This is a genomic window from Bradyrhizobium iriomotense, from assembly GCF_018130765.1.
Lineage (GTDB): Bacteria > Pseudomonadota > Alphaproteobacteria > Rhizobiales > Xanthobacteraceae > Bradyrhizobium > Bradyrhizobium iriomotense_A.
Genome location: NZ_JAFCJZ010000003.1, coordinates 386,880 through 407,418, shown reverse-complemented (window position 1 = coordinate 407,418; position 20,539 = coordinate 386,880). Strand labels below are relative to the sequence as shown.

At 64.7% G+C, this 20,539-nt stretch carries 21 protein-coding genes; 10 read left to right on the top strand and 11 right to left on the bottom strand.

Translation table 11 applies throughout. The features are described 5' to 3' along the window. The 3 genes from JQ635_RS08140 to JQ635_RS08130 are packed head-to-tail and all read left to right on the top strand — an operon-like array spanning window position 1 to window position 2,315. Window positions 1–747 (top strand): SDR family NAD(P)-dependent oxidoreductase, encoded by a 747-nt coding sequence (locus JQ635_RS08140; protein WP_211409339.1) that lies wholly within the window; start codon window positions 1–3, stop codon window positions 745–747. Between the two features lie 26 nt (window positions 748–773). Beyond that, complete coding sequence (locus JQ635_RS08135; protein ID WP_211409338.1) at window positions 774–1,919, top strand: serine hydrolase domain-containing protein; 1,146 nt, start codon at window positions 774–776, stop codon at window positions 1,917–1,919. A gap of 3 nt (window positions 1,920–1,922) precedes the next feature. Beyond that, a complete protein-coding gene (locus tag JQ635_RS08130) occupies window positions 1,923–2,315 on the top strand; it encodes a GFA family protein (RefSeq protein WP_211409337.1) in 393 nt (130 codons plus the stop codon). 2 nt (window positions 2,316–2,317) lie between these two features. On the opposite strand, the gene JQ635_RS08125 is transcribed toward JQ635_RS08130, so the two are convergent. Beyond that, window positions 2,318–3,226 (bottom strand): DMT family transporter, encoded by a 909-nt coding sequence (locus JQ635_RS08125; protein WP_211409336.1) that lies wholly within the window; start codon window positions 3,224–3,226, stop codon window positions 2,318–2,320. An 89-nt stretch (window positions 3,227–3,315) separates the two neighbouring features. Between JQ635_RS08125 and JQ635_RS08120 the strand changes: the two genes are divergently transcribed. The 3 genes from JQ635_RS08120 (at window position 3,316) to JQ635_RS08110 (ending at window position 5,426) form a co-directional block, all read left to right on the top strand. Continuing rightward, on the top strand, window positions 3,316–4,188 hold the full coding sequence (locus JQ635_RS08120) for a LysR family transcriptional regulator (protein ID WP_211409335.1): 873 nt from the start codon (window positions 3,316–3,318) through the stop codon (window positions 4,186–4,188). A gap of 71 nt (window positions 4,189–4,259) precedes the next feature. Continuing rightward, window positions 4,260–4,940 carry a site-2 protease family protein gene (locus tag JQ635_RS08115; RefSeq protein ID WP_211409459.1) on the top strand — a complete coding sequence of 227 codons (681 nt, stop codon included), beginning with the start codon at window positions 4,260–4,262 and terminating at the stop codon, window positions 4,938–4,940. Window positions 4,941–5,003: 63 nt separating this feature from the next. Continuing rightward, window positions 5,004–5,426 carry a hypothetical protein gene (locus tag JQ635_RS08110; protein ID WP_211409458.1) on the top strand — a complete coding sequence of 141 codons (423 nt, stop codon included), beginning with the start codon at window positions 5,004–5,006 and terminating at the stop codon, window positions 5,424–5,426. Here the strand turns inward: JQ635_RS08110 and JQ635_RS08105 are convergent. The 6 genes from JQ635_RS08105 to JQ635_RS08080 all read right to left on the bottom strand — a co-directional run bounded on the left by JQ635_RS08105 (window position 5,414) and on the right by JQ635_RS08080 (window position 11,267). Beyond that, a complete protein-coding gene (locus JQ635_RS08105; protein WP_211409334.1) occupies window positions 5,414–6,247 on the bottom strand; it encodes a TonB family protein in 834 nt (277 codons plus the stop codon). The genes JQ635_RS08110 and JQ635_RS08105 overlap by 13 nt on opposite strands. 8 nt (window positions 6,248–6,255) lie before the next feature. Next, window positions 6,256–6,720: a TonB system transport protein ExbD gene (exbD, locus tag JQ635_RS08100; RefSeq protein ID WP_211409333.1), complete on the bottom strand. Its 465-nt coding sequence runs from the start codon at window positions 6,718–6,720 to the stop codon at window positions 6,256–6,258. A gap of 3 nt (window positions 6,721–6,723) precedes the next feature. Further along, the gene (gene exbB, locus JQ635_RS08095) at window positions 6,724–7,704 is read right to left on the bottom strand and encodes a tonB-system energizer ExbB (RefSeq protein WP_211409332.1); all 981 of its coding nucleotides are present in this window, start codon (window positions 7,702–7,704) and stop codon (window positions 6,724–6,726) included. After that, window positions 7,701–8,390 carry a Fe2+-dependent dioxygenase gene (locus JQ635_RS08090; protein ID WP_211409331.1) on the bottom strand — a complete coding sequence of 230 codons (690 nt, stop codon included), beginning with the start codon at window positions 8,388–8,390 and terminating at the stop codon, window positions 7,701–7,703. The genes exbB and JQ635_RS08090 overlap by 4 nt, the downstream gene beginning before the upstream one ends. Before the next feature lie 2 nt (window positions 8,391–8,392). Beyond that, window positions 8,393–10,798 carry a TonB-dependent receptor gene (locus tag JQ635_RS08085; protein ID WP_211409457.1) on the bottom strand — a complete coding sequence of 802 codons (2,406 nt, stop codon included), beginning with the start codon at window positions 10,796–10,798 and terminating at the stop codon, window positions 8,393–8,395. 229 nt (window positions 10,799–11,027) lie between these two features. Next, window positions 11,028–11,267, bottom strand: coding sequence for a hypothetical protein (locus tag JQ635_RS08080; protein WP_027571757.1), 240 nt, complete (start codon window positions 11,265–11,267; stop codon window positions 11,028–11,030). Window positions 11,268–11,656: 389 nt separating this feature from the next. Between JQ635_RS08080 and JQ635_RS08075 the strand changes: the two genes are divergently transcribed. The 4 genes from JQ635_RS08075 (at window position 11,657) to JQ635_RS08060 (ending at window position 17,068) form a co-directional block, all read left to right on the top strand. Beyond that, window positions 11,657–12,829 carry an efflux RND transporter periplasmic adaptor subunit gene (locus JQ635_RS08075; protein WP_211409330.1) on the top strand — a complete coding sequence of 391 codons (1,173 nt, stop codon included), beginning with the start codon at window positions 11,657–11,659 and terminating at the stop codon, window positions 12,827–12,829. After that, complete coding sequence (locus tag JQ635_RS08070; protein ID WP_211409329.1) at window positions 12,826–15,972, top strand: multidrug efflux RND transporter permease subunit; 3,147 nt, start codon at window positions 12,826–12,828, stop codon at window positions 15,970–15,972. The genes JQ635_RS08075 and JQ635_RS08070 overlap by 4 nt, the downstream gene beginning before the upstream one ends. Before the next feature lie 64 nt (window positions 15,973–16,036). Further along, window positions 16,037–16,603: an invasion associated locus B family protein gene (locus tag JQ635_RS08065; protein WP_211409328.1), complete on the top strand. Its 567-nt coding sequence runs from the start codon at window positions 16,037–16,039 to the stop codon at window positions 16,601–16,603. 96 nt (window positions 16,604–16,699) lie between these two features. After that, on the top strand, window positions 16,700–17,068 hold the full coding sequence (locus tag JQ635_RS08060; RefSeq protein WP_211409327.1) for a hypothetical protein: 369 nt from the start codon (window positions 16,700–16,702) through the stop codon (window positions 17,066–17,068). Window positions 17,069–17,177: 109 nt separating this feature from the next. On the opposite strand, the gene JQ635_RS08055 is transcribed toward JQ635_RS08060, so the two are convergent. Genes JQ635_RS08055 through JQ635_RS08040 form a run of 4 tightly spaced genes read right to left on the bottom strand, consistent with a single transcriptional unit; the run spans window position 17,178 to window position 20,529 of the window. After that, window positions 17,178–17,897, bottom strand: coding sequence for an ABC transporter ATP-binding protein (locus JQ635_RS08055; RefSeq protein ID WP_211409326.1), 720 nt, complete (start codon window positions 17,895–17,897; stop codon window positions 17,178–17,180). Beyond that, window positions 17,894–18,661, bottom strand: a complete 768-nt coding sequence (locus JQ635_RS08050) for an ABC transporter ATP-binding protein (RefSeq protein WP_211409325.1) — start codon at window positions 18,659–18,661, stop codon at window positions 17,894–17,896. Before JQ635_RS08050 ends, JQ635_RS08055 begins: the two co-directional genes overlap by 4 nt. Beyond that, complete coding sequence (locus JQ635_RS08045; protein WP_246583360.1) at window positions 18,651–19,652, bottom strand: branched-chain amino acid ABC transporter permease; 1,002 nt, start codon at window positions 19,650–19,652, stop codon at window positions 18,651–18,653. Before JQ635_RS08045 ends, JQ635_RS08050 begins: the two co-directional genes overlap by 11 nt. Window positions 19,653–19,665: 13 nt before the next feature. Further along, window positions 19,666–20,529, bottom strand: coding sequence for a branched-chain amino acid ABC transporter permease (locus JQ635_RS08040; protein WP_211409324.1), 864 nt, complete (start codon window positions 20,527–20,529; stop codon window positions 19,666–19,668). Between the last annotated feature and the right edge of the window lie 10 nt (window positions 20,530–20,539).

The following is a 20,539-nucleotide window of genomic DNA, read 5'->3' as shown; positions in this document are numbered from 1 at the left end:
ATGAACAAGATCGATCTCAACGGCCGCGTCGCTGTCGTCACCGGCGGCGCGCAGGGTTTTGGCCGTGCCATCACCGAACGCTTCGTCGCCTCCGGCGCCAAGGTCGCGATCTGGGATTTCGACGCCGCGCTGGCTGAGAAAACGGCAAAAGAGATCGGCGGCGAGACAAAAGTCTTCAAGGTCGACGTCACCGACACCGCAGCCGTCGAGCAGGCGCGCGATGCGACGCTCGAAGCCTTCGGCAAGATCGACATCCTCGTCAACAATGCCGGCATCGCCGGCGTCAACAAGCCGGTCTGGGAGACCGACCTCGAGGAATGGCGCAAGGTGCTGCGCATCAACCTCGACGGTCCTTTCATCGTCTGCAAGGCGATCGTGCCAGCGATGCTCAAGCAGAAATACGGGCGCATCGTGAACATCGCCTCGATCGCCGGCAAGGAAGGCAACCCGAATGCGGCGCATTATTCGGCCTCCAAGGCCGGCCTGATCGCGCTGACGAAGTCGCTCGGCAAGGAACTCGCCGCACACGACATTCTCGTGAACGCAGTGACGCCGGCCGCGGCCAAGACCGCGATCTTCGACCAGATGACGCAGCAGCATATCGACTTCATGCTGTCAAAGATCCCGAAAGCACGCTTCGTGCTGGTGGAAGAGCTTGCCGCGATGGTGAGCTGGCTCGCATCCGAAGATTGTGCCTTCTCCACCGGCGCGGTGTTTGATATTTCCGGCGGACGGGCGACCTACTGAGGCATGGCCGCCCGAGGGGGCGGATCATGCAATTTGGGCGTCGGGATTTCGTGAAGCTCGCAGCGGGCGCAGGCGCGCTGCCGCTGCTGTCATCGACGACAACAGCGCAACTCGCGCCCAACCCGCCGAGCATCCGCCCGCCCTCGCCGGCCGAGTGCGGCGCCATGGCACGGCTCGCGCACAGCTTCATGGACAAGTACGGCGTGCCGGCGCTGTCATTTGCGATCGGCTATGCGGGCACCATTGTCCATGAGGACGCCTTCGGTGTTGCCGACATCGAGCGGAACGAGGGCGTGACGCCGCGGCATCTGTTCCGGATCGCCAGCGTCAGCAAGATGATCACCTCGGTCACGATCTTCCGCCTGATCGAGGAGAACCGCCTCAAGCTGACGGATCGCGTGTTCGGCCCGGGCGCGCTGCTGGGCACCGACTACGGACAGCCGCCCTACTCTGCCGGCATCGACCAGATCACGCTCGAGCATCTCTTGACCCACACCGCCGGCGGCTGGAGCAACGACAACCGCGATCCCATGTTCACCCATCCGCGGATGGATCATGCCGAGCTGATCGCCCGGACGCTCGCCAACCGGCCGCCGGGCCAGCGCTACGCCTATTCCAATTTCGGCTATTGCGTGCTCGGCCGCGTCATCGAGAAGCTCACCGGCCGACCCTATGCCGAGCATGTCCACACCGACGTGCTCGCGCGCTGTGGCGTTCCCGACATGACCATTGCCGGCAACACGCGCGACCAGCGCCAGGCCGGTGAAGTCGTCTATTACGGTCAGGGCGAAACTCCCTACAGCATGAATGTCCGGCGGATGGATTCCCATGGCGGCTGGATCGCGACGCCGGCGGACCTCGTGCAATTCCTGATGCATGTGGACGGCTACACGAAGCCGGCGAACATCCTGCGGCCGCGCACCATCGAGGTCATGACCACCGCGCCCAGCTACAGCCCGGACTATGCCAAGGGTTTTTGCGTCAACAAATCAGGCAATTGGTGGCACAATGGCAGCCTGCCGGGCACGAGCACGATTGCCGTGCGCACCCATGGCGGCTTCTGCTGGGCCGCCTTCACCAACACCAGACGCAGGAATTCCGACATGGATGGCGATCTCGACAATCTCAATTGGAACATGGCGCGCCAGGTCGGCGAATGGCGGGTGGCCTGAGCCATGATCCGGGAAGGTGGATGCCTGTGCGGCGCGGTGCGGTTCAAGGCAGAGGGCGAGCCGCTCAACGTCCGCGTCTGCCATTGCCGCATTTGCCAGAAGGCGATGGGCTCGCCCTATTTTGCCCGCGCGCAATTCGATCAACGCGCGTTGACCGTCGAAGGCGAGACCGCCCGCTACGCGTCATCGGAGAACATCGACCGCGTGTTCTGCAAGCAATGCGGTACGCGGCTGTTCGCGTGGCGGCGCAACGGCACGCTGGCCGGTGTGGCACTCGCCGTCTTCGACGACCGCAACGCCTTCGCTCCGACCGAGCACATCTGGGTCAGCGAGAAGCTCGCCTGGGTGAAACTCGATGATGGTCTGGTGCAATATCAGGGGACGATCCCGGCGTGACGTCAGGCCTGATCTGACGCGCGCGCACTTGCCGGCTGAGTGCGCCCGCTCGTCGTCGCGATCCAGATCCCGGCAAATACCGCGACGATGCCGGCCGCCAGATTCCAGCGCAGCGGCTCGTTCAAAAGCCAGGCGCCAACCAGCGACGCGGTGATCGGATTGACGGTCACCGAGATCGCGACCCGCGTGGGCGTCGTGCGCTCCAGCGCGAAGGCCCAGAGATAGAAAGTCAGCGCCGCGCCGAAGGCACCGAGATAGGCACTCGCCAGCCATTGCGGCGTGCCGAAGCCTGCGACCGGCGCAAAGCTGCCGCGGACATACGAGAGCAGAATCAGGCAGACGGCGCCCGCCGCCATGCTCATCGTGGTGAAGGCGATCGGGCCCGAGCGCCGGATCAGCGGCTTTGACCAGATACCGTAGAGCGCCATGCACAGCGCAGCCGCCATCATCAGGAGATCGCCACGCCAGGCGCCAGATGGCGCCGAGGTCAGGTCCGAGACAAGCGCGACGGCGACGCCCAATGTCGCAATCACGACACCGACCGATTTTCGCCAGGTCAGGGCTTCGGCGCCAAGCGCGGCCCCGATCACCAGCGACAAGAGCGGCAGCGTCGACAAAGCGAGCGCGCCGCGCGCGGCTGTCGTGAAGATCAGCGACGCATTGAACAGGATCGGGAACAACGCGAAGAAGAGAATGCCTAGTGCGGCGGCGGTGGCCCAGTCGCCTCGCTCCGGCCAGCGATCGCCGCGCTGCAGCGTCAGCGGCAGCAGCAGGACGAAGCCGATGCCGAACCGGAGCGAGCCGATCGCCAGCGGATCGATGCTGCCTACGAGGTAGCGTGTGGCGCCGATCGAAGTCCCGCCCAGCGCGCTCGACAGCACAGCGGCCAGAACGCCCAGAATCTCGCCCACGCTTCCTCCCGTTGATGCTTTGCAAGCAGCATAGGAGGCGCGCCGAAACAGGGAATGGAATTTCCGTCATGCCAGGATAAGCTTTCGTCATGAGCTCACCTGTTCTCGATCCTGATCTGCTGAAGGCGTTTGCCGCCGTCGCCGAGCATCGCTCCTTCACGCGCGCCGCCACGACGCTCAACCGGACCCAATCGGCGGTCAGCGTCCAGATCAGGCGCCTGGAAGAACGGCTTGGCACAAAACTGTTTCAACGCACCCGGGCCGGCGTCGCACTGACCGCAGCAGGCGATGAACTCCTCGTCTATGCAAAGCGGCTGCTCGACCTCAATGCAGAGGCCGTCGATGCACTCTGCGCGCGCAAGCGCGAAGCGGTGGTCCGCCTCGGCGTGATGGACGACTACGGCACCATCGTCATTCCGCCATTGCTGGCGCAATTCGCGAGAAGCCATCCGGAGATCCGTGTCGAGATCGAGACGGGACTCACCGCGACGATGCCGGCCCGGCTCGGCGAGACCTATGACCTCGTCATCGCCATGCACCCGGAAGGACGCGGCGACGGCGAGCTACTACGGCGCGAACAGGCGGTCTGGGCCGCGGCCGCGTCGTATTCGGCCGAGGCGCACGACACGCTGCCCGTGGCGCTCTACCCGCCGGGCTGTCTATTCCGGCAATGGGCCGCGGAGGCCCTCAATGCCGCCGGCCGGCCCTGGCGACTCGCCTTTGTCAGCCGGACGCTTGCAGCGGTGGAGGCGATCGCGGCGCAGGGCCTTGCGATCACCGTCGTGAAAGCCGGCACCCTGCCCCCTCGCCTGCGCACTCTGTCGGAGCGCGAAGGCCTGCCGCCGCTGCCGGCCGCGGACATCCGCCTCCACCGCACGCGCAACCTGTCGCGTCCGGCGGCCTTGCTGGCCGATCATCTACAGCTTGGGATTTCGGAACCGGCGTCCCATATCCTGTCCTGACGCGCTGCCCCACCACCGGATTGGCCGGGTTGGCTGCAAGGTCACGAGGCACAAACCGGGACGGACGAGCCGTGAACATTTCCTTTTATGACGTGTCGGTCTGGGTCTTCCCAGTCCTGATCGCCATTACTTTCCACGAAGCCGCGCACGCCTTCGTCGCGCACCGTCTCGGCGACAATACGGCCTGGCAGCTCGGCCGCGTCAGCTTCAATCCGTTCCGCCATATCGACCCGTTCGGCACCGTGATCCTGCCGGCCATGTTGCTGTTTGCGCATTCGCCGTTCCTGTTCGGCTATGCCAAGCCGGTGCCGGTGAATTTCCGCAAGCTCAACAACCCCAGGCTCGACATGGTCTGGGTGGCGCTGGCCGGACCCGCGACCAACATCCTGCTGGCGCTGATCGCCGCCGTCGCCCTCCACGCCCTGCCGTGGGCCCCGGACAGCTCAGAGCGGTGGATATTCGACAACATCTGGAATGCGATCCGGCTCAACGCGGCGCTGGCCGTGTTCAACATGATGCCGATCCCGCCGCTCGACGGCGGGCGGGTCGCGGTCGGGCTGCTGCCCCGCCCCCTCGCTTTGCCGCTCGCCCGGCTGGAGCCGTTCGGTATGCTGATCCTGATCGGCCTGTTGATCCTGCTCCCGCTCGCGGGCTCGCAGTTCGGTCTAAATCTTGATGTTATTTCAGCAATACTGCGAACGTTGACCGGTTATGTGATTCAGGCTGTTCTCTTCCTGACCGGCAATGCGTAGTTGAACAGACCGCTCCGAACACACGCCGAAGGGCCAGAGGCCGACTTGGTCAAAGCTGCCGATATGCTGATCGCGCGACGCGCCGACACCCGTGCCCGCGCCGATTTCGCCACCTGGAAGATGATGGCCAAGCTCAACGGGGCATCCGCGCTGCCTCCCGAGGCCCAGGAGTTCCTCAGCAGCTACCAGAACCTGCTGGCCCAGATGAGCGAGGGCGAGGCCACCGAAGCCACCATCGCCGCGATCTACAAATCCTACTATGTCGAAATGGGCGGCGGGGGAACTCCGCCCGACGTCCGCCCCCGCCAGGCCGAGCCCGCTGCGGACAATGTTACCGCTTTCCGACGCCCCGCACCGAAGCCAAAGACCACCGGCTTTTTCGGGGCCGGCACAGCCGCCGGAACCCAGAAACGGCCCCTCCCGGTGGCGCTGATCTTCGCCTGCCTAGTGGTGGTCTATGTCGGGATCCGGTTCTACTGGCGCTGAGCCTGGGCCGACTTCTTCTTTTTCTTCTCGTCCGGCGGCGGGAAGCGGATTTCGACGGTGCGCTCGAAGCGATCCTCAGTCAGCGCGGCGGGCGGCGGCGTGAAGGGATCGGATTTGTGAACCATTGCGATCGCAGCCGCATCGTAGGCTGCGTCCCCTGACGACTCCACCACGTCGACGGACAGCACGTTTCCCCGGCGATTGATCGCGAAGCTGACCTTCACTTTCTGATTGCTGTTCTCTTTCCCTTCCGGATTGATCTGGTGCAGCTTGAGATGCGCACTGATTTTCCGGTTCCAGTCGGTCGTCACCTTCAGGATGTCCTTGCCGATGCCGAGCACGGGCGCCATCGCCTTCTCGGCTTCTCGCGTGGCGTCCTCGAAGGTTTGCCGCTCCTGGTCAATCTGTTTCGGGGCTGCCTCCATGGCCGGTGTTTCGACGGCAGCGATCTTCGGATCGTCGTCCTGTTCCTTCTTCGGCTTGTTCTCTGTGACGATCCGGTCGGCCTCCTCGACCTGTTGCGGTCGATCCTGAGGAAGATCCGTTTCCTTGACCTCGGCCTTTTGCTCCGGAAGCTCGGGACGCTCCTCTTGCGCTTCACTGTCGTTAGGCCCGGTTGGCCTGTCGGACTCCTGGACCGGCGGCGACGTCATCTCGACCGCGAACTCCGCCCCCGCAGCCCCCAGCCCCTCGTCGCCATCGTCGGCCCGCAGGTTTGCGAGCGCGAGCGCGGCCCCACCCAGATGGAGCGCGACCGCCGCGATCGCGGCCAGGATCCACAGCTTCCGGGATGGTCTGGGTTCGTGCTCGGCGCTGGACATGGCTATCCCTATGGCTGCGCAGCCCCCGCGGCAGGCGCTCCCGCCTGCCCGGCCGGACCTTCCAGTGCAACCAGCTTCACCCGTGTGTAGCCGCCGGAGCGCAACAGCTCCATGACGCCCATCAATTCACCATAAGGCACCGAGCGATCGGCGCGCAGGAAGAGGTACTTGTCCTTGCTCATGTCGGACATTGAATCGAGCGTGGCGATCAAATCGGCCCGGTGGACGGAGTCCTCTCCGATCGCGAGCGCCAGATCGCGTTTGATGCTGAGATAGGTCGGCTTGTCCGGCTTCTTCTGCGGCGTTGCGCTCGAGGTCGGCAGGTCGATCGGCAGATCGACCGTCGAGAGCGGCGCTGCGACCATGAAGATGATCAGCAGCACCAGGATGACGTCGATGAACGGCGTGACATTGATGTCATGCGTTTCCGAGAAATCGTCGTCGTCATCATTGTCTGCGAGCGAGACGGCCATGGTTCACTCCGCTGCGCGCGAATGCACGCTGCCGTGGCTGCGGTCGAGATCGCGCGAGAGCAGCCGCCCCGCCGCGCCCGAAGCACGGCTGACCAGTTCGAGATAGCCCTTCGTCACGCGCGAGAAGTGATTGTAGATGATGACGGCGGGAATGGCGGCGACGAGGCCGATCGCGGTGGCGAGCAGCGCCTCGGCGATGCCCGGCGCGACCACGGCGAGATTCGTGGTCTGCGACTTCGAGATGCCGATGAAGCTGTTCATGATGCCCCAGACCGTGCCGAACAGGCCGACGAAGGGAGACGTGGAGCCGATGGTCGCGAGCACGCCCATACCGATGCGGATGCGCCGCGCCTCCGCGCGCACGATCTCCTGGAAGCTCGAGGCTGCGCGCTCCTTGATGCCGACATCGCTGGACAGGCCGGCCGACATCCGCGCCTCGCGCAGCGCCGCCGCCAGGAACGACGGCAGGATGCCCTCCTTGGAGCCGAGCGCCATCTGGGCTTCGGCGAGCGAGCGCGCCTCCGAGACCTTCTTCAGCGCCGAACGTAGCTTGGCCGAGGCGACCGACAGCTCGATCGACTTCGCGATCAGGACGGTCCAGGTCATGAGCGATGCAAAGGCGAGCCCGATCATCACCGCCTTCACGATGACGTCCGCCGACATGAACATCACCCAGGGCGACAATTCCTTCATGGCCGGGGCAGTGGATACAGCCTCGGACTTCGCAGCCGCCGGTGCGGTGGCTGTGGGAGCCGCGGCGGCCGTGGGAGCCGCCGGCGCAGCCGCCACGGGGGCGGTAACGGGCGCAGGCGCCGTTGCCGATGGCGCTGCCGCCGGAGCGGGCGCGGCCGGCTGAGCCTTCGACTGGGCCGGCGCCGGCGCGGCCGGCTGGGTTTGTGTCTGGGCAGAAACAGGCGATGCGAGCCAGGTGGCCGCCAGGAGGACGGCTGCGGCAAGACTGGCTTGGAACGTTGTGGTCTTCATACTTCGGCCCAGTAGCGAATGAGGTTGTGATAGATACCTGTCAATTTGACCGTTTCGGGATCGTCACGCCCGAGCCGTTCCACCAGCGCCTGTATCGCGGTGTCGAGGTCAAAGATCATGCTCCGGGCTTGATCGTCCCGTATCATGCTCTGAAGCCAGAAGAAAGACGCAACCCGGGTCCCCCGGGTCACCGGCGTGACGAGATGGAGGCTGGTCGAGGGATAGAGCACGCAGTCGCCGGCTGGCAACTTGACTTCGTGCGAACCGTAGGTGTCCTCGATCACAAGTTCGCCACCGTCGTAATCCTCCGGCTCGGCGAGGAACAAGGTGACCGACAGGTCTGTGCGGATGCGAAGGCCGGTCAGACGGTCACCGCGGATCGCATTGTCGACATGCAGGCCGAAATGGTGGCCGCTATCGGCCGCATAGCGGTTGAACAGCGGCGGGAAAATCTGCAGCGGGATCGCCGCCGCGATGAAGCGCGGGTTCGACGTCAGCGCCGAGATGATGCGGTTGCCGAGCTTGCGCGCGACCTCGCTGTCCGGCGGCAATTGCTCGTTGCGCTTGACCATGGCCGACTGCGCACCCGCGGTGGAGCGGCCGTCTTCCCACGCGCTGGCGTCCATGATGCGGCGGAAATCCGCCACATCGTCTTTGCTCAGGATGCCAGGCAGGCACGTCAACATGATCAGAACTTCGCCGTCGTCACGATGTAGAACGCCCGGCCCGGTGCGACCGCCACGAACGGCACTGCGCTGCGATAGAGCGTGTCGTAGTACAGCTTGTTGGTGAGGTTCTGGGCGTAGAACTTCATGGTCCAGTTCTGGTCGATCTTCTTCTCGACGAAGGCATCGAAGCGCCAATAGCTCGGCAGCAGGTTGCCGGTATTGGCCGCGAACGTGCCGCCATAGACCTTCGAGCGGTACACCGCCTGCCCGCCGATCTCCCAGCCGTCGTCGAACTTGTACTTGGTCAGCATGCTGAACGACTGGTGGGCGACGTTGGCAAGCTGCAGGCCGATGTTGGAGGGAATGTTGCTCTGCGTGACCTTCGACTGCATCAGCACCAGGCCGCCGAAGATGCTCCAGCGATCGGTGATCTTGCCCTCGGCCTCGATGTCGATGCCCTGGATGCGGTAGGCCGCGTTCGATGTGAGCTTGCCCGTGGCGTCGTTCTCGCGCGCATTGTCCTTGGTGGTCTGGAACAACGCACCGGTCACCAGCAGATGGCGATCCGCCAGCTCCCATTTAGTGCCGATTTCGGCCGCCTTGTTGCGCTCGGGCCCAAGCAGAATGGCCGTGTTTGCCGGAATGCCACCGTAATCGGTGCCGGTCGCATCGAGCTCCGAGCCGAACGGGTTAGACGAGGTCGCATAGGCCGCATAGATGCTGCCGATCGACATCGGCTTGTAGACCGCGCCGACGTTGTAGTTGACGAGATCGGCATTCTGCTTGAGGTAGGCCGAGTTCGTGGACGAGCTCTGGCTGTAGCCGTCATAGCGGACGCCGCCGTTGAGGATGATGGTGTCCTGCCAGTTCGCGGTGTCCATGACGTAGACGCTGCTGGTGTTGACGCCATAGCGCGTCGGGTTTCCAAGCAGCGACGGGGTGCCGAAGGGGATGTTGGTGTATTGCGGGGAGTAGAGATTGACCCCCGTCACGGCGCCAGTGCTGGTGAAAGCGGAGCCGGCCAGCTCCGACGCGAGACCCGCGTAGCGGTCGATCGAGATGTTCTCGTTCGAATATTCGACGCCGAACACCGCGGTGTGCTTGACCCCGGCAGTGTCGAGCTTGAACGTGGCCTCGTTCTGGTTGGCCCACACGTCCACGTTCTGGTAGCGGCTCTGCGCGCTCGCCGTCGTGGTCCAGAGCAGCGGATTGGCGTTGGTCGTCACCGGATTCTGCGGCAGCGTGCCGATGTAGTTGAGCAGCGAGTGCTCGCCGCGCACCTTGCTGGTCAGCGTGATGGCATCGTTGACCTTGTACTCGATCGTGCCGGTGCCGAAATCCTGCCGCGCGGTCTGGAAGTCGCGGTTGAGGAAGCCGTACCAGTTGCCGCGGGGAATGCCCGCCGACGTCACCGGCACGTTGCCCTGCTTGTAATAAGGCACGCCGAAATCGGGATAGCCGCTGAGATCGGTGTGGACGTAGTTCGTCGTGATCTTGATGTCGTTGGTCGGGGTGTACTTGGTCGAGATGAAGCTGCCCCAGCGATTGTCGGTCACGTAGTTGCGCCCGGCAACGTTGGCGTCCTGGAACAGGCCGCCCGTGCGCACCGAGAAGGTCGGGTCGATGACCTGGTTGACGTCGAGCGTGACGCGCTTGGTCATGTCGGTGCCGAACTCGGTATCCATGCGCTTGAAATTGACGTCGCCGGCCTGCTTGGTGACGATGTTGATGGCGCCGCCGGCGGTGCCGCGGCCGGCATAGGACGAGGCCGGACCGCGCAGAATCTCGATCTGCTCGGTGAAGAAGTTCTCGCGGATGGAGACCGCGGGATCGCGAATGCCGTCGATGAAGACGTCGTTGCGCGCGTCGAAGCCGCGGATGAAGAAGCGGTCGCCGAACGCGTTGCCGCCCTCGCCCGAGCCCAGCGTCACGCCGGCGGTCGAGCGCCCGATCTCCTTCAGCGTCGTGGCGTTCTTGTCCGCGAGCACTTCCTTGCTGAGCACCGTGATGGTCTTGGGCGTGTTCAGCATCGGCTCGGGAAACTTGCCCGAGGCCTGGACGTGGTCGACCTTGTAGGGCGCGGCCGGATCGGAATAGGGATTGCGGTCCACCTCGCCGGCCGGCGCTGCGGGAGCGGCCTGCTGCGCCGCCTGCTGCCGCTGCGCGGCGCGGCGAAGCGCGTTGCGGGCGCGGACTTGATCCGGCGTGGGCTTCGAAGCCGTCGGACGCGGGCGCTGCACCGGAGCATCGACAGTCACCGGCGGCAGGTTCGACTGCTGCGCCTCTGCACCGCTCGACACCGACGCCGCCGCGATCAGACTCGCGACTGCCGAGACCTTCTTGCCGGAAATGCCCGCGGACTTCTCATCCGCCGGATTGAATGCTGTCACCGAACGCAACGACTTCGGTGCGACCACCTGCCCCATTACACCACGCCCCATCTTCATGTTCGCTCACTCACTTCGACGAGCGATTGGGCTGTTGGTATCGGCGGCAAAATAGTGGGTCAATGCGGGCAAGCCGCGAGAACCTTTGAATAAGTCCAGATCAAAACGATTCTAAATTTCAGTTTGAAACGGTTCTAAAAACAGATTGGAGTCGTTCTAAAACGAGCACAAAAAAAACACCGCGAAATCGGCGCTCACGCTCGCAACATCAATCACTGCTCGGCGGCTTCATCAGCGAGAACAATTCGTCGACTGTCTTCTGCGCGACGGCGCGCACACGATCGGTGCTGTCCATGCCGGCGATGTTGACGCCATTGACCACGGCCTTGATCTCGTCGCGGAAGTCCGTGAGGAAGCGCAAGGGATCGCGCTGCTCGTTGGCGACGCGCGCAATCAATCCGGTGATCAGAATCTGGCACGCGATCAGCTTGCCGTTCAATTCGTCCATCCTGCGCTCCATGTGTGGCGGCGCCGATATGGACGATGCCGATTTTCCTGACAACCGAAACGGGACCAACGCGATTTAGAACCGTTCTTGCAAAGTGCGTATCCCCGGCGGCCTGACCAAGGTGCTTCGCCAGTCCCGCCGCGCCTGCAACATCCTCCGCGGGCATTGCCTTATTCTTACTCGTTGATCGCCCGGGTCGAGGAAATGCAGCACTGCACACCGGCGCGCCAGTGAGTTGCCTAAGCGGTGCAAAGCTTTCCAATTGTTTAGATTTCTCACCCGATAGTGCTGTTTACACTGGAACTTGGCGTGTATTATACAAACGCCTTGGAACCCTATGATTGCCCCAAAATTCGTAAGCTAGGGCACAAGAGCCGACACGAGCCGATATGAAAAAAACACGGCCGATCCTCTGGATTCTGATCCTCGCGGCCGTGGCCTCCGCGGGTTACTTTGGTTGGCAGAAATACGGCTCGCCGGACGCCGGAAAATCCCAGACAGCACAGAAAGGTCCGCCTCGCGCGTCCGCCATTCCCGTGAGCGTGGCGCCGGTCCAGAAGGTCGACTTCCCGGTCTATCTGACCGGTCTCGGCACGGTTCAGGGCTTCAACACCGTTCAGGTCCGCACCCGGGTGGACGGCCAGATCGACAAGATCGCCTTCACCGAAGGCCAGATCGCCAAGGAAGGCGAGCTTCTGGCCTCGATCGACCCCCGCCCCTATCAAGCCACGCTCGACCAGGCCAAGGCCAAGAAGGCGCAGGACGAGGCTAGTCTGGCCAATGCCAATCTCGAGCTCCAGCGCGCCATGAAGCTCGGCGAATTCGCCACAGCACAGCGGGTCGACACCCAGCGCTCCACCGTCGCCCAGCTTACTGCCCAGATCGCCGCCGACGAAGCCGCAATCGCCAACGCACAGACCCAGCTGGACTACACCCAGGTCAAGGCGCCGATCACCGGCGTGGCCGGCCTGCGCCAGGTCGACGTCGGCAACATCGTCAATGCCTCGACGCAGACCGGCATCGTCACGATCACGCAGGTCGAGCCGATCTCGGTGATCTTCACCGCGCCCGAGGACCAGCTTCCCTACATCAGCGAAGGACAGAAGGCAGGCGCGCTCAAGGTGATCGCGTTCACCACCGACGGCAAGAAGACGCTGGCGGAAGGCAAGCTCGCGGTCATCAACAACCAGGTCGACACCACCAGCGGGACTATTCGGCTCAAGGCCGTGTTCGACAACAAGGACCACACGCTGTGGCCGGGACAATCGGTGTCGACGCGCCTTCTGGTGCGGACGCTGAAGGATGCGACCGTGGTTCCGGATGACGCGGTCCAGCATTCGACCAACGGCCTCTACGCGTACACCGTCAATCAGGACAACAAGGCCGAAGTGCGCAAGATCAAGGTCAGCTACGCCATCGACGGCCGTTCGGTCGTCGACGAAGGGCTCACGCCCGGGCAGCAGGTGATCACTGGCGGTCAATTCAAGGTGCAGCCCGGAAGCCTCGTCTCGACGGCAGTGGCAAGTTCGGATCCGGGGCAGAACAAGGTACGACGGGAATGACCGAGGGCGGGATTTCGGCACCTTTCATCCGTTATCCCATCGGCACCTCGCTGCTGATGGCCGGCATCCTCTTCGTTGGTCTCGTCGCCTATCCGCTGCTGCCGGTCGCACCGCTGCCGCAGGTTGACTTCCCGACCATCCAGATCACCGCCAATTTGCCGGGCGGCAGCCCCGAGACGATGGCCTCGTCGGTGGCCCAGCCGCTGGAGCGCCAGTTCGCCCAGATCCCGGGCATCGCCCAGATGACCTCGACGAGCTATCTCGGCACCGCGTCGATCACCATCCAGTTCGACCTCAACCGCAGCATCGACGGCGCCGCCAACGATGTGCAGGGGGCCATCAACGCGGCCAGCGGCCAGCTGCCGAAGAACCTGCCCTCGCCGCCGACCTACCGCAAGGTCAACCCGGCCGACGCGCCGATCCTGCTGCTGTCGGCAACCTCCGAGACGCTGCCCTTGACCAGCGTCAGCGACGCGGTCGACGCCCAGCTCGCCCAGCAGATCAGCCAGCTCTCCGGCGTCGCGCAGGTCTTCATCGGCGGCCAGCAAAAACCCTCCATCCGCATCCAGGTCGACCCGGCGAAGCTCGTCGCCAAGGGCCTGTCGATGGAGGACGTGCGCAGCCAGATCGCGATCACCACGGTCGACAGCCCCAAGGGCAATATCGACGGCGAGAAACGCGCTTACACGATCTACGCCAACGACCAGCTCACCCAGTCCAAGGACTGGAACGACGTCATCATCGCCTATCGTAACGGCGGCCCATTGCGCATCCGCGACATCGGCCAGGCGGTCAGCGGTGCCGAAGACGCCAAGCAGGCGGCCTGGGCCAACGGCAAGCGTGGCGTGTTCCTGGTGATCTTCAAGCAGCCGGGCGCCAACGTCATCGAGACGGTCGACAGGATCAAGGCCACCTTGCCCCGCCTCGTGGCGGCGATCCCGCCCGCGATCAAGATCGAGCTCATCAGCGACCGCACCACCACCATCCGCGCCGCGGTCGAGGACGTCCAGTTCACGCTGCTGCTGACCATCGCCCTCGTGGTCATGGTCATCTTCATCTTCCTGCGCAGCTTCTGGGCCACCGTGATCCCCACCATCACGGTTCCGCTGGCGCTCCTGGGCGCGTGCGCGCTGATGTGGGTCGCCGGCTATTCGCTCGACAACCTGTCTCTGATGGCGCTCACCATCGCGGTCGGCTTCGTCGTCGACGACGCCATCGTGATGCTCGAGAACATCACCCGCTACATCGAGGAAGGCGAATCGCCGATGGCGGCGGCCTTCCGCGGCTCCAAGGAGATCGGCTTCACCATCGTGTCGATCAGCATCTCGCTGGTCGCGGTGCTGATCCCGCTCCTGTTGATGGGCGGCATCATCGGCCGCCTGTTCCGCGAATTCGCCGTCGTGCTGGCGATGACGATCTTCGTCTCGATGTTCGTGTCGCTGACCCTGACGCCGATGATGGCCTCGCGCTTCCTACGCGCCCATGGCGAAGTGCGCCACGGCCGCTTCTACCAGTGGAGCGAGCGCGCCTTCGATTCGATGCTACGCGGCTACGAATATGGCCTCGACCATGCCCTGGCCTGGCGGCGCACCACGCTCGCCATTTTCTTCGCCACGCTCGGACTGTCGATCTACCTGTTCGTCCTGATCCCGAAGGGCTTCTTCCCGCAGCAGGACGTCGGCCTGATCACCGCGACCTCGGAAGCCTCGCAGGACATCTCGTTCAAGGAGATGGTCCGGCGCCAGGAACAGCTCGGCAAGATCATCCTGGCCGATCCCGACGTTGCCAGCGTTGCCATGTCGATCGGCGGCAGCGGCCGCGCCGGCAACAACGGCAACATATTCATCACGCTGAAGCCTCGCGACAAACGTGAGGCCTCAGCCCAGCAGATCATCGCGCGACTGCGTCCGCAGTTCGACAAGGTCGAGGGCGCCCGGCTTTACATGCAGGCTGCCCAGGACGTCCGGCTCGGCGGCCGGCCGACGCGCACGCAGTTCGAGTTCACCTTGCAGGACGCCGACCTCGGCGAGCTGAACGAGTGGGCACCGAAGATCCTCGCCAAGATGCAGACGCTGCCGGAGCTGCGCGACGTCGCCACCGACCAGCAGACCCAGGGCACCACGGTCCAGCTCAAGATCAACCGCGACACCGCATCGCGCTACGGCATCCAGCCGCAGCTGATCGACGACACGCTGTATGACGCCTTCGGACAGCGGCAGGTCACCCAGTATTTCACCCAGCTCAACACCTACAAGGTGATCCTCGAAATCCTGCCGGAGATGCAGGGCAATCTCGAAAGCCTCAACAAGCTCTATCTGAAATCGCCGCTGACCGGCGACCAGGTGCCGCTGTCGACCTTCGCGACCTGGACCACCGATCCGGTCCGCCCGCTCTCGATCAGCCACCAGGGCCAGTTCCCGGCGATCACGATCAGCTTCAACCTCGCGCAAGGCACCGCGCTCGGCCAGGCCACCGAGGCCGTGCAGAAAGCGATGGCCGAGCTCGGCGCGCCACCGACGCTGAATTCGAGCTTCCAGGGCACCGCGCAGGCGTTCCAGCAGTCGCTCGGCACCGTGCCGCTGCTGATCCTCGCCGCGCTGGTCGTGGTTTATCTGATCCTCGGCATTCTCTACGAGAGCTACATCCATCCGATCACGATTCTGTCGACCCTGCCCTCGGCCGGCGTCGGTGCGCTCGCGATCCTGATGGCGGCCGGTTTCGACTTCAGCCTGATCGCGCTCATCGGCATTATCCTTCTGATCGGCATCGTGAAGAAGAACGGCATCATGATGGTCGACTTCGCGATCGCCGCCGAACGCGACGAGCACAAGACGCCGGCGGAATCGATCCGCCAGGCCGCGCTGCTGCGCTTCCGTCCGATCATGATGACGACGATGGCGGCCCTGCTCGGCGGCGTGCCCCTGATGCTCGGCCACGGCACCGGCGCCGAGATCCGCCAGCCGCTCGGCTACGCTATGGTCGGCGGCCTGATCGTCAGCCAGGCGCTGACGCTGTTCACCACGCCCGTGGTCTATCTTTATCTCGACGAACTCAACAACTGGTTCTCGGGCTGGGGCCGTACGGGTGACGGCGAAGGTCACGAGACGCAACAGCACGGCACCGTCAAGGAAGCCGCCGAGTAAGCTTGCGCGGCGGCTCCCGCGACGCTACAGCGAGACCCCCGGTTCACGCCAACGCGGTTTCGCCATGCTCATGCAATCCAGACTTGTCGCCCTCGTCGCTGCTGTCCTGTTGTCGACGGGCGCCGCGCATGCCCAGCAGGGCGCCAAGAAGAACGCAGCGCCCGCCGCGGCCGCGCAACCCGCGCCTGCGCCGACGCAGCCCCAGGCTGAAGGTGGTTCCGGACAACCCGGCTGGGTCGTCCGCTGCACCAGCGCCAGCCGCGAGGCGCCGCTGGAATGCGCGATGGAGCAGAACGCGGTGCTGACCAAGACCGGCCAGACCGTCATCCTGATCAACATCCGCATCGCACCCGACACCCGCACGCCGATCGCGCTGCTGCAATTGCCGCTCGGCCTCAACCTTCCCGTCGGCGCCAAGCTCCAGGTCGACGAGGGCAAGACGTTCGACCTGCAGATCCAGACCTGCGAGAGCCGCGGCTGCTACGCCTCGACGCCGATCGCGGCCGACATGCTCGCAGCGTTGCGGTCGGGCAAGCAGCTGAAGGTCTCCTTCCAGAACATGGCCAAGGAGACGATCGCGATTCCGATGCCGCTCGGCGATTTCGCGGCGGCCTACGACAAGATCAAATAGTTCTGCACACGCCGGTTGCTCGCCCCGGGCGACTTCCCGAGCCGCGCGGGCCGGTCTATCCTGCTGCCGGCGGGGGCCAGACATCGGCGGTGAAGCATGACGCGCGAGAAGTCAGGTTCTGGCCGGTTTGGCCTTTTGATGATCCTGCTTGGAGCAATCGGCGCGACCCAGGTCGCTGAGGCTCAATCACAGCCGCCGGCTTCGCCTATGATCACCAACGTCAAGGTCCGGCCAAACAACGAGCAAACCGACAGCGGCCGGTCGCCGACACCCTATATCGGCAAATCACTGCCCGCCTCCGATGTGAAGCAGGTTCGCACCTCGCACGAACGAATGACGGAAGGCGGCAACGGCGTTCTTAACGCCTCCGACGCCAAGCGCATTCGGACGACGCGTGAGCGGATCACGGACGATTCCGCTCCTCCCGCGATCGCGCCGCTGCAACCGCCCCCAACCAAGCCTTAGCGACAACCCTGCGGCATTGCGCTCACTGCCGCGCCATCTGTGCGTTGCGGTCGAAAGAGATGGAGACGCGGCTCGCCGGCTGCCTGCTGCTGCTCCAGGCGGAGCTTGGTCAGTCCACACCGAGATAGGCCTTCTGCACCTGCGGATCCTCCGCGAGCGCGGCCGCGGTGCCTGACAAAACGCTCTTGCCGACCTGGAGCACCGTCGCGAAGTCCGAGACCTCCAGCGCCAGCTCGATCGACTGCTCGGCGAGCAGGATGGTCAGGCCTTCGCGATGCAGGCGGCCGAAGGTTTCGTACATGGATTCGACTACCGCCGGCGCGAGGCCGAGCGAGGGCTCGTCGAGCATCAGCAGCTTGGGATCGCTCATCAGCGCGCGGCCGACCGCGAGCATCTGCCGCTCGCCGCCGGACATGGTGCCGGCGCGCTGGTTGCGGCGCTCTTTCAGGCGCGGGAAGATCTCGTAGACCCGCTCGAGCAGCGTCGCCTGCCGCGACTTGTCGTGCAGCGGTGTCGCACCTAACATCAGGTTGTTCTCGACGCTCTGCTGCACGAACAGCCGCCAGCCCTCCGGCGACAGCGCGAGCCCCTTGCGTACGATCGCAAAGGCTTTCTGGCCCGCGATCCCCTCGCCGCGAAAACTGATCGAGCCGGAATGCACGGGAATGAGACCGGCGATCGCATTCAGCGTCGTGGTCTTGCCGCCACCATTGGAGCCGAGCAGTGCGACGACGCTGCCCTCGGGCACCTCCAGCGACACGTCGGAGACACCGATGAGATCGCCATAGCGCACCTCGAGATGCTCGATCCTGAGAAGCGCCCCGCTCATAGGTCCGGCCCGCCCATCAGCTCGACCGGCGTATGCCCCGCGGCGGCCTTCGCCGCGCGCGTGCCGAGATAGGCCGCGATCACCGCCGGATTGGACGTGACCTCGCGTGGGCTGCCGCGCGCGATCTCCTTGCCCTGGTGGAACACCATCACGCGGCTCGCGAGCGACATGATCACCTCCATGATGTGTTCGACGATGACGAGCGTGATTCCGGAGCGGTGGATGTCGCGGACGAGATCGATGGCGAGCCTCACCTCATGTGCGTTGAGGCCGGCCATGGCCTCGTCGAGCAGCAGCACCTTCGGCTCGGTCGCAAGGGCCCGGGCGATCTCCAGCCGCTTGCGGCCGGGCGTGCCGAGCGAGCGCGCCGGCGCCTCCGCAAGCCTGCTCATGCCGACGCGCTCCAGCACCGCGTATGCCTTAGCCTCGGCCTCCTTGCGATGCGAGGTGCGCAGGAAGGCGCCGATCATGACGTTCTCCAGCACCGTCATGCCCTCGAAGGTCTGCGGCACCTGGAAGCTGCGGGCGAGCCCAAGCCCGGCACGCTGCTCCGGCGCGACGTCGGTGATGTCGCTCCCCTCGAACAGCACGCGGCCGGAGGTGGTCTTGATGTCGCCGGTGAGGCAGTTGAAGAAGGTGGATTTTCCGGCGCCGTTCGGGCCGATGAGGCCGAGAATGTCGCCCTGCTCCAGGGTCACGGAGGCGTCATCCACCGCCTTGAAGCTGCCGAACGCTCTTGTGATGCCGCGCGCTTCAAGGAGCATGGCCGGCTCCCGTATCGGTCTTCGACGTGTCAGTCTTCGACATGTCAGTCTTGGGCTTGCCGCGGCGGGTGAGCAGGCCGAGCAGGCCGCCCGGCTGGAAGCGCGCGATCAGCACGATGATCGCGCCATAGACCACGAAGGTGAGCCCGGCGCCCTTGCCGCCGAGCCAGCTGTTGGAGATCTCCTCCAGTGGCACGAGGATCGCCGCGCCCACCAGCGGCCCGAACAGCAGCCCCGCCCCGCCGAGTGCCGCCATGATCAGGATCTTCACGGAGATCAGGATGCCGAGCCCGGACTCGGGATCGACGAAGCCGAACATCATCGCATAGAGCGCGCCGGCAACGCTGGTCAGCGCCGCGCTCAGCATGTAGGCGTAGAGTTTCGTGCGGCTGGCGGGCGCACCAAGCGAGCGCGCGGCGCGCTCGGAATCCTTGATTGCGCGCAGGTAAAATCCCATCCGGCTGTTGGTCATCCACCAGGTGATCGCAAGCGTGATCGCGAGGATGGCGAGGAAAAGATAGTAGTAGGGCAGCGCCGACAGGAACGAGAGATCGAAGATGTTGCGCGGCACGGTCGGGCCCGAAAGCCCGACGGCCGCGCCGAGCCATTCGGTGTTGGTCACGATCAGCCGCATCGTTTCGGCGACTGCGATCGTCGCCATGCTGAAATAGTGGCCCGACAGCCGCAGCGTCGGCACGCCGACGATCGCGGCGAGCCCGACCGCGAGCACGATGCCGCCGGGAATGCCGAACAGCGGCGACAGGCCGAATTTGGCGTACGCGCCCATCGCGGCGTAGGCACCGCAGCCGAAGAACACGACATGCCCCACCGACACCTGCCCGGCATAGCCGCCGACGATGTTCCAGGCGGACGCGGCGATGGCATAGAGCAGCACCAGCGCGCCGAGGCGCTGCTGGAATGGCGAGGACAGCAGCAGCGGATAGGCAATCGCAAAGGCTGCGACGACCGAGAGCCAGATCCAGCGCCGCATCACATCTTCCCCATCAGGTCTTGCCCATCAAGCCTTGCGGCCGGAACCAGAGGAAGAACAGGAACAGGACGTAGACGACGATGTCCTTGTAGATCGCGCCGATGAGATATCCGGACAGAGATTCGATCACGCCGATCAGAAGACCCGCAACGAGCGCGCCGGGCACGCTGCCAAAACCGCCGAGTGAGACCGTGACGAAGGCGACGATGCCGAGCGTCTCGCCGACGGTCGGCACGATGTAGAAGAAGTTCGCGATCAGCGCGCCGGCTAGCCCAGTGGCCCCGGCCGCGATCGCCCAGGCGATCGCCTGCATGGTGTCGGGCCGGATACCCATCAGCTGCGCCGCAGTCTGATCCTCCGCCACCGCCAGCATCTTCGAGCCGAGCGAGGTGCGTGTCAGCAACAGATGCAGGCCGAGCGTCACCAGCAGCGCGACGACGCCCGCGAGCAGCCGCGAGGCCTCGATGCGCAGGCCGGCAAAGGCATAGGTGCCGCCCACGATGTTCGGCGGCATCGACAGGAAGTTGGCGCCGAACCACCAGAACACGGAATAGCGCAGCAGCAGCGCGAGGCCGAAGGTGCCGAGGATCTGCGCCAGCATCGGCCCTTTCATGATGTCGCGGATCAGGCCGAAATAGACCACGATGCCGAGCGTGGCGAGCACCAGCGTCGCGAGCGGGGCGCCGAGCAGCGGCCCGCCTCCCATCAGGGTGTAGACGACATAGGCGACGTACATGCCGAGCATGACGAAGTCGCCATGCGCGAAATTGACGATGTTCATCATGCCCCACACCAGCGTGAGGCCCGAAGAGAACAGGGCGTAGACGGCGCCAAGCAGAAGGCCGCCGATGATCACCTGCACGAGAACAAAGGACATGAGCTGCGCT

What these genes read in the sequence shown, in the direction of transcription:
- JQ635_RS08140 (WP_211409339.1), top strand. Translation starts at nt 1, where the DNA reads ATGAACAAGATCGATCTCAACGGCCGCGTCGCTGTCGTCACCGGCGGC.
- JQ635_RS08135 (WP_211409338.1), top strand. Translation starts at nt 774, where the DNA reads ATGCAATTTGGGCGTCGGGATTTCGTGAAGCTCGCAGCGGGCGCAGGC.
- JQ635_RS08130 (WP_211409337.1), top strand. Translation starts at nt 1,923, where the DNA reads ATGATCCGGGAAGGTGGATGCCTGTGCGGCGCGGTGCGGTTCAAGGCA.
- JQ635_RS08120 (WP_211409335.1), top strand. Translation starts at nt 3,316, where the DNA reads ATGAGCTCACCTGTTCTCGATCCTGATCTGCTGAAGGCGTTTGCCGCC.
- JQ635_RS08110 (WP_211409458.1), top strand. Translation starts at nt 5,004, where the DNA reads ATGCTGATCGCGCGACGCGCCGACACCCGTGCCCGCGCCGATTTCGCC.
- JQ635_RS08105 (WP_211409334.1), bottom strand. Translation starts at nt 6,247, where the DNA reads ATGTCCAGCGCCGAGCACGAACCCAGACCATCCCGGAAGCTGTGGATC.
- exbD (WP_211409333.1), bottom strand. Translation starts at nt 6,720, where the DNA reads ATGGCCGTCTCGCTCGCAGACAATGATGACGACGACGATTTCTCGGAA.
- exbB (WP_211409332.1), bottom strand. Translation starts at nt 7,704, where the DNA reads ATGAAGACCACAACGTTCCAAGCCAGTCTTGCCGCAGCCGTCCTCCTG.
- JQ635_RS08090 (WP_211409331.1), bottom strand. Translation starts at nt 8,390, where the DNA reads ATGTTGACGTGCCTGCCTGGCATCCTGAGCAAAGACGATGTGGCGGAT.
- JQ635_RS08085 (WP_211409457.1), bottom strand. Translation starts at nt 10,798, where the DNA reads ATGGGGCAGGTGGTCGCACCGAAGTCGTTGCGTTCGGTGACAGCATTC.
- JQ635_RS08080 (WP_027571757.1), bottom strand. Translation starts at nt 11,267, where the DNA reads ATGGACGAATTGAACGGCAAGCTGATCGCGTGCCAGATTCTGATCACC.
- JQ635_RS08075 (WP_211409330.1), top strand. Translation starts at nt 11,657, where the DNA reads ATGAAAAAAACACGGCCGATCCTCTGGATTCTGATCCTCGCGGCCGTG.
- JQ635_RS08070 (WP_211409329.1), top strand. Translation starts at nt 12,826, where the DNA reads ATGACCGAGGGCGGGATTTCGGCACCTTTCATCCGTTATCCCATCGGC.
- JQ635_RS08065 (WP_211409328.1), top strand. Translation starts at nt 16,037, where the DNA reads ATGCTCATGCAATCCAGACTTGTCGCCCTCGTCGCTGCTGTCCTGTTG.
- JQ635_RS08060 (WP_211409327.1), top strand. Translation starts at nt 16,700, where the DNA reads ATGACGCGCGAGAAGTCAGGTTCTGGCCGGTTTGGCCTTTTGATGATC.
- JQ635_RS08055 (WP_211409326.1), bottom strand. Translation starts at nt 17,897, where the DNA reads ATGAGCGGGGCGCTTCTCAGGATCGAGCATCTCGAGGTGCGCTATGGC.
- JQ635_RS08050 (WP_211409325.1), bottom strand. Translation starts at nt 18,661, where the DNA reads ATGCTCCTTGAAGCGCGCGGCATCACAAGAGCGTTCGGCAGCTTCAAG.
- JQ635_RS08045 (WP_246583360.1), bottom strand. Translation starts at nt 19,652, where the DNA reads ATGCGGCGCTGGATCTGGCTCTCGGTCGTCGCAGCCTTTGCGATTGCC.
- JQ635_RS08040 (WP_211409324.1), bottom strand. Translation starts at nt 20,529, where the DNA reads ATGTCCTTTGTTCTCGTGCAGGTGATCATCGGCGGCCTTCTGCTTGGC.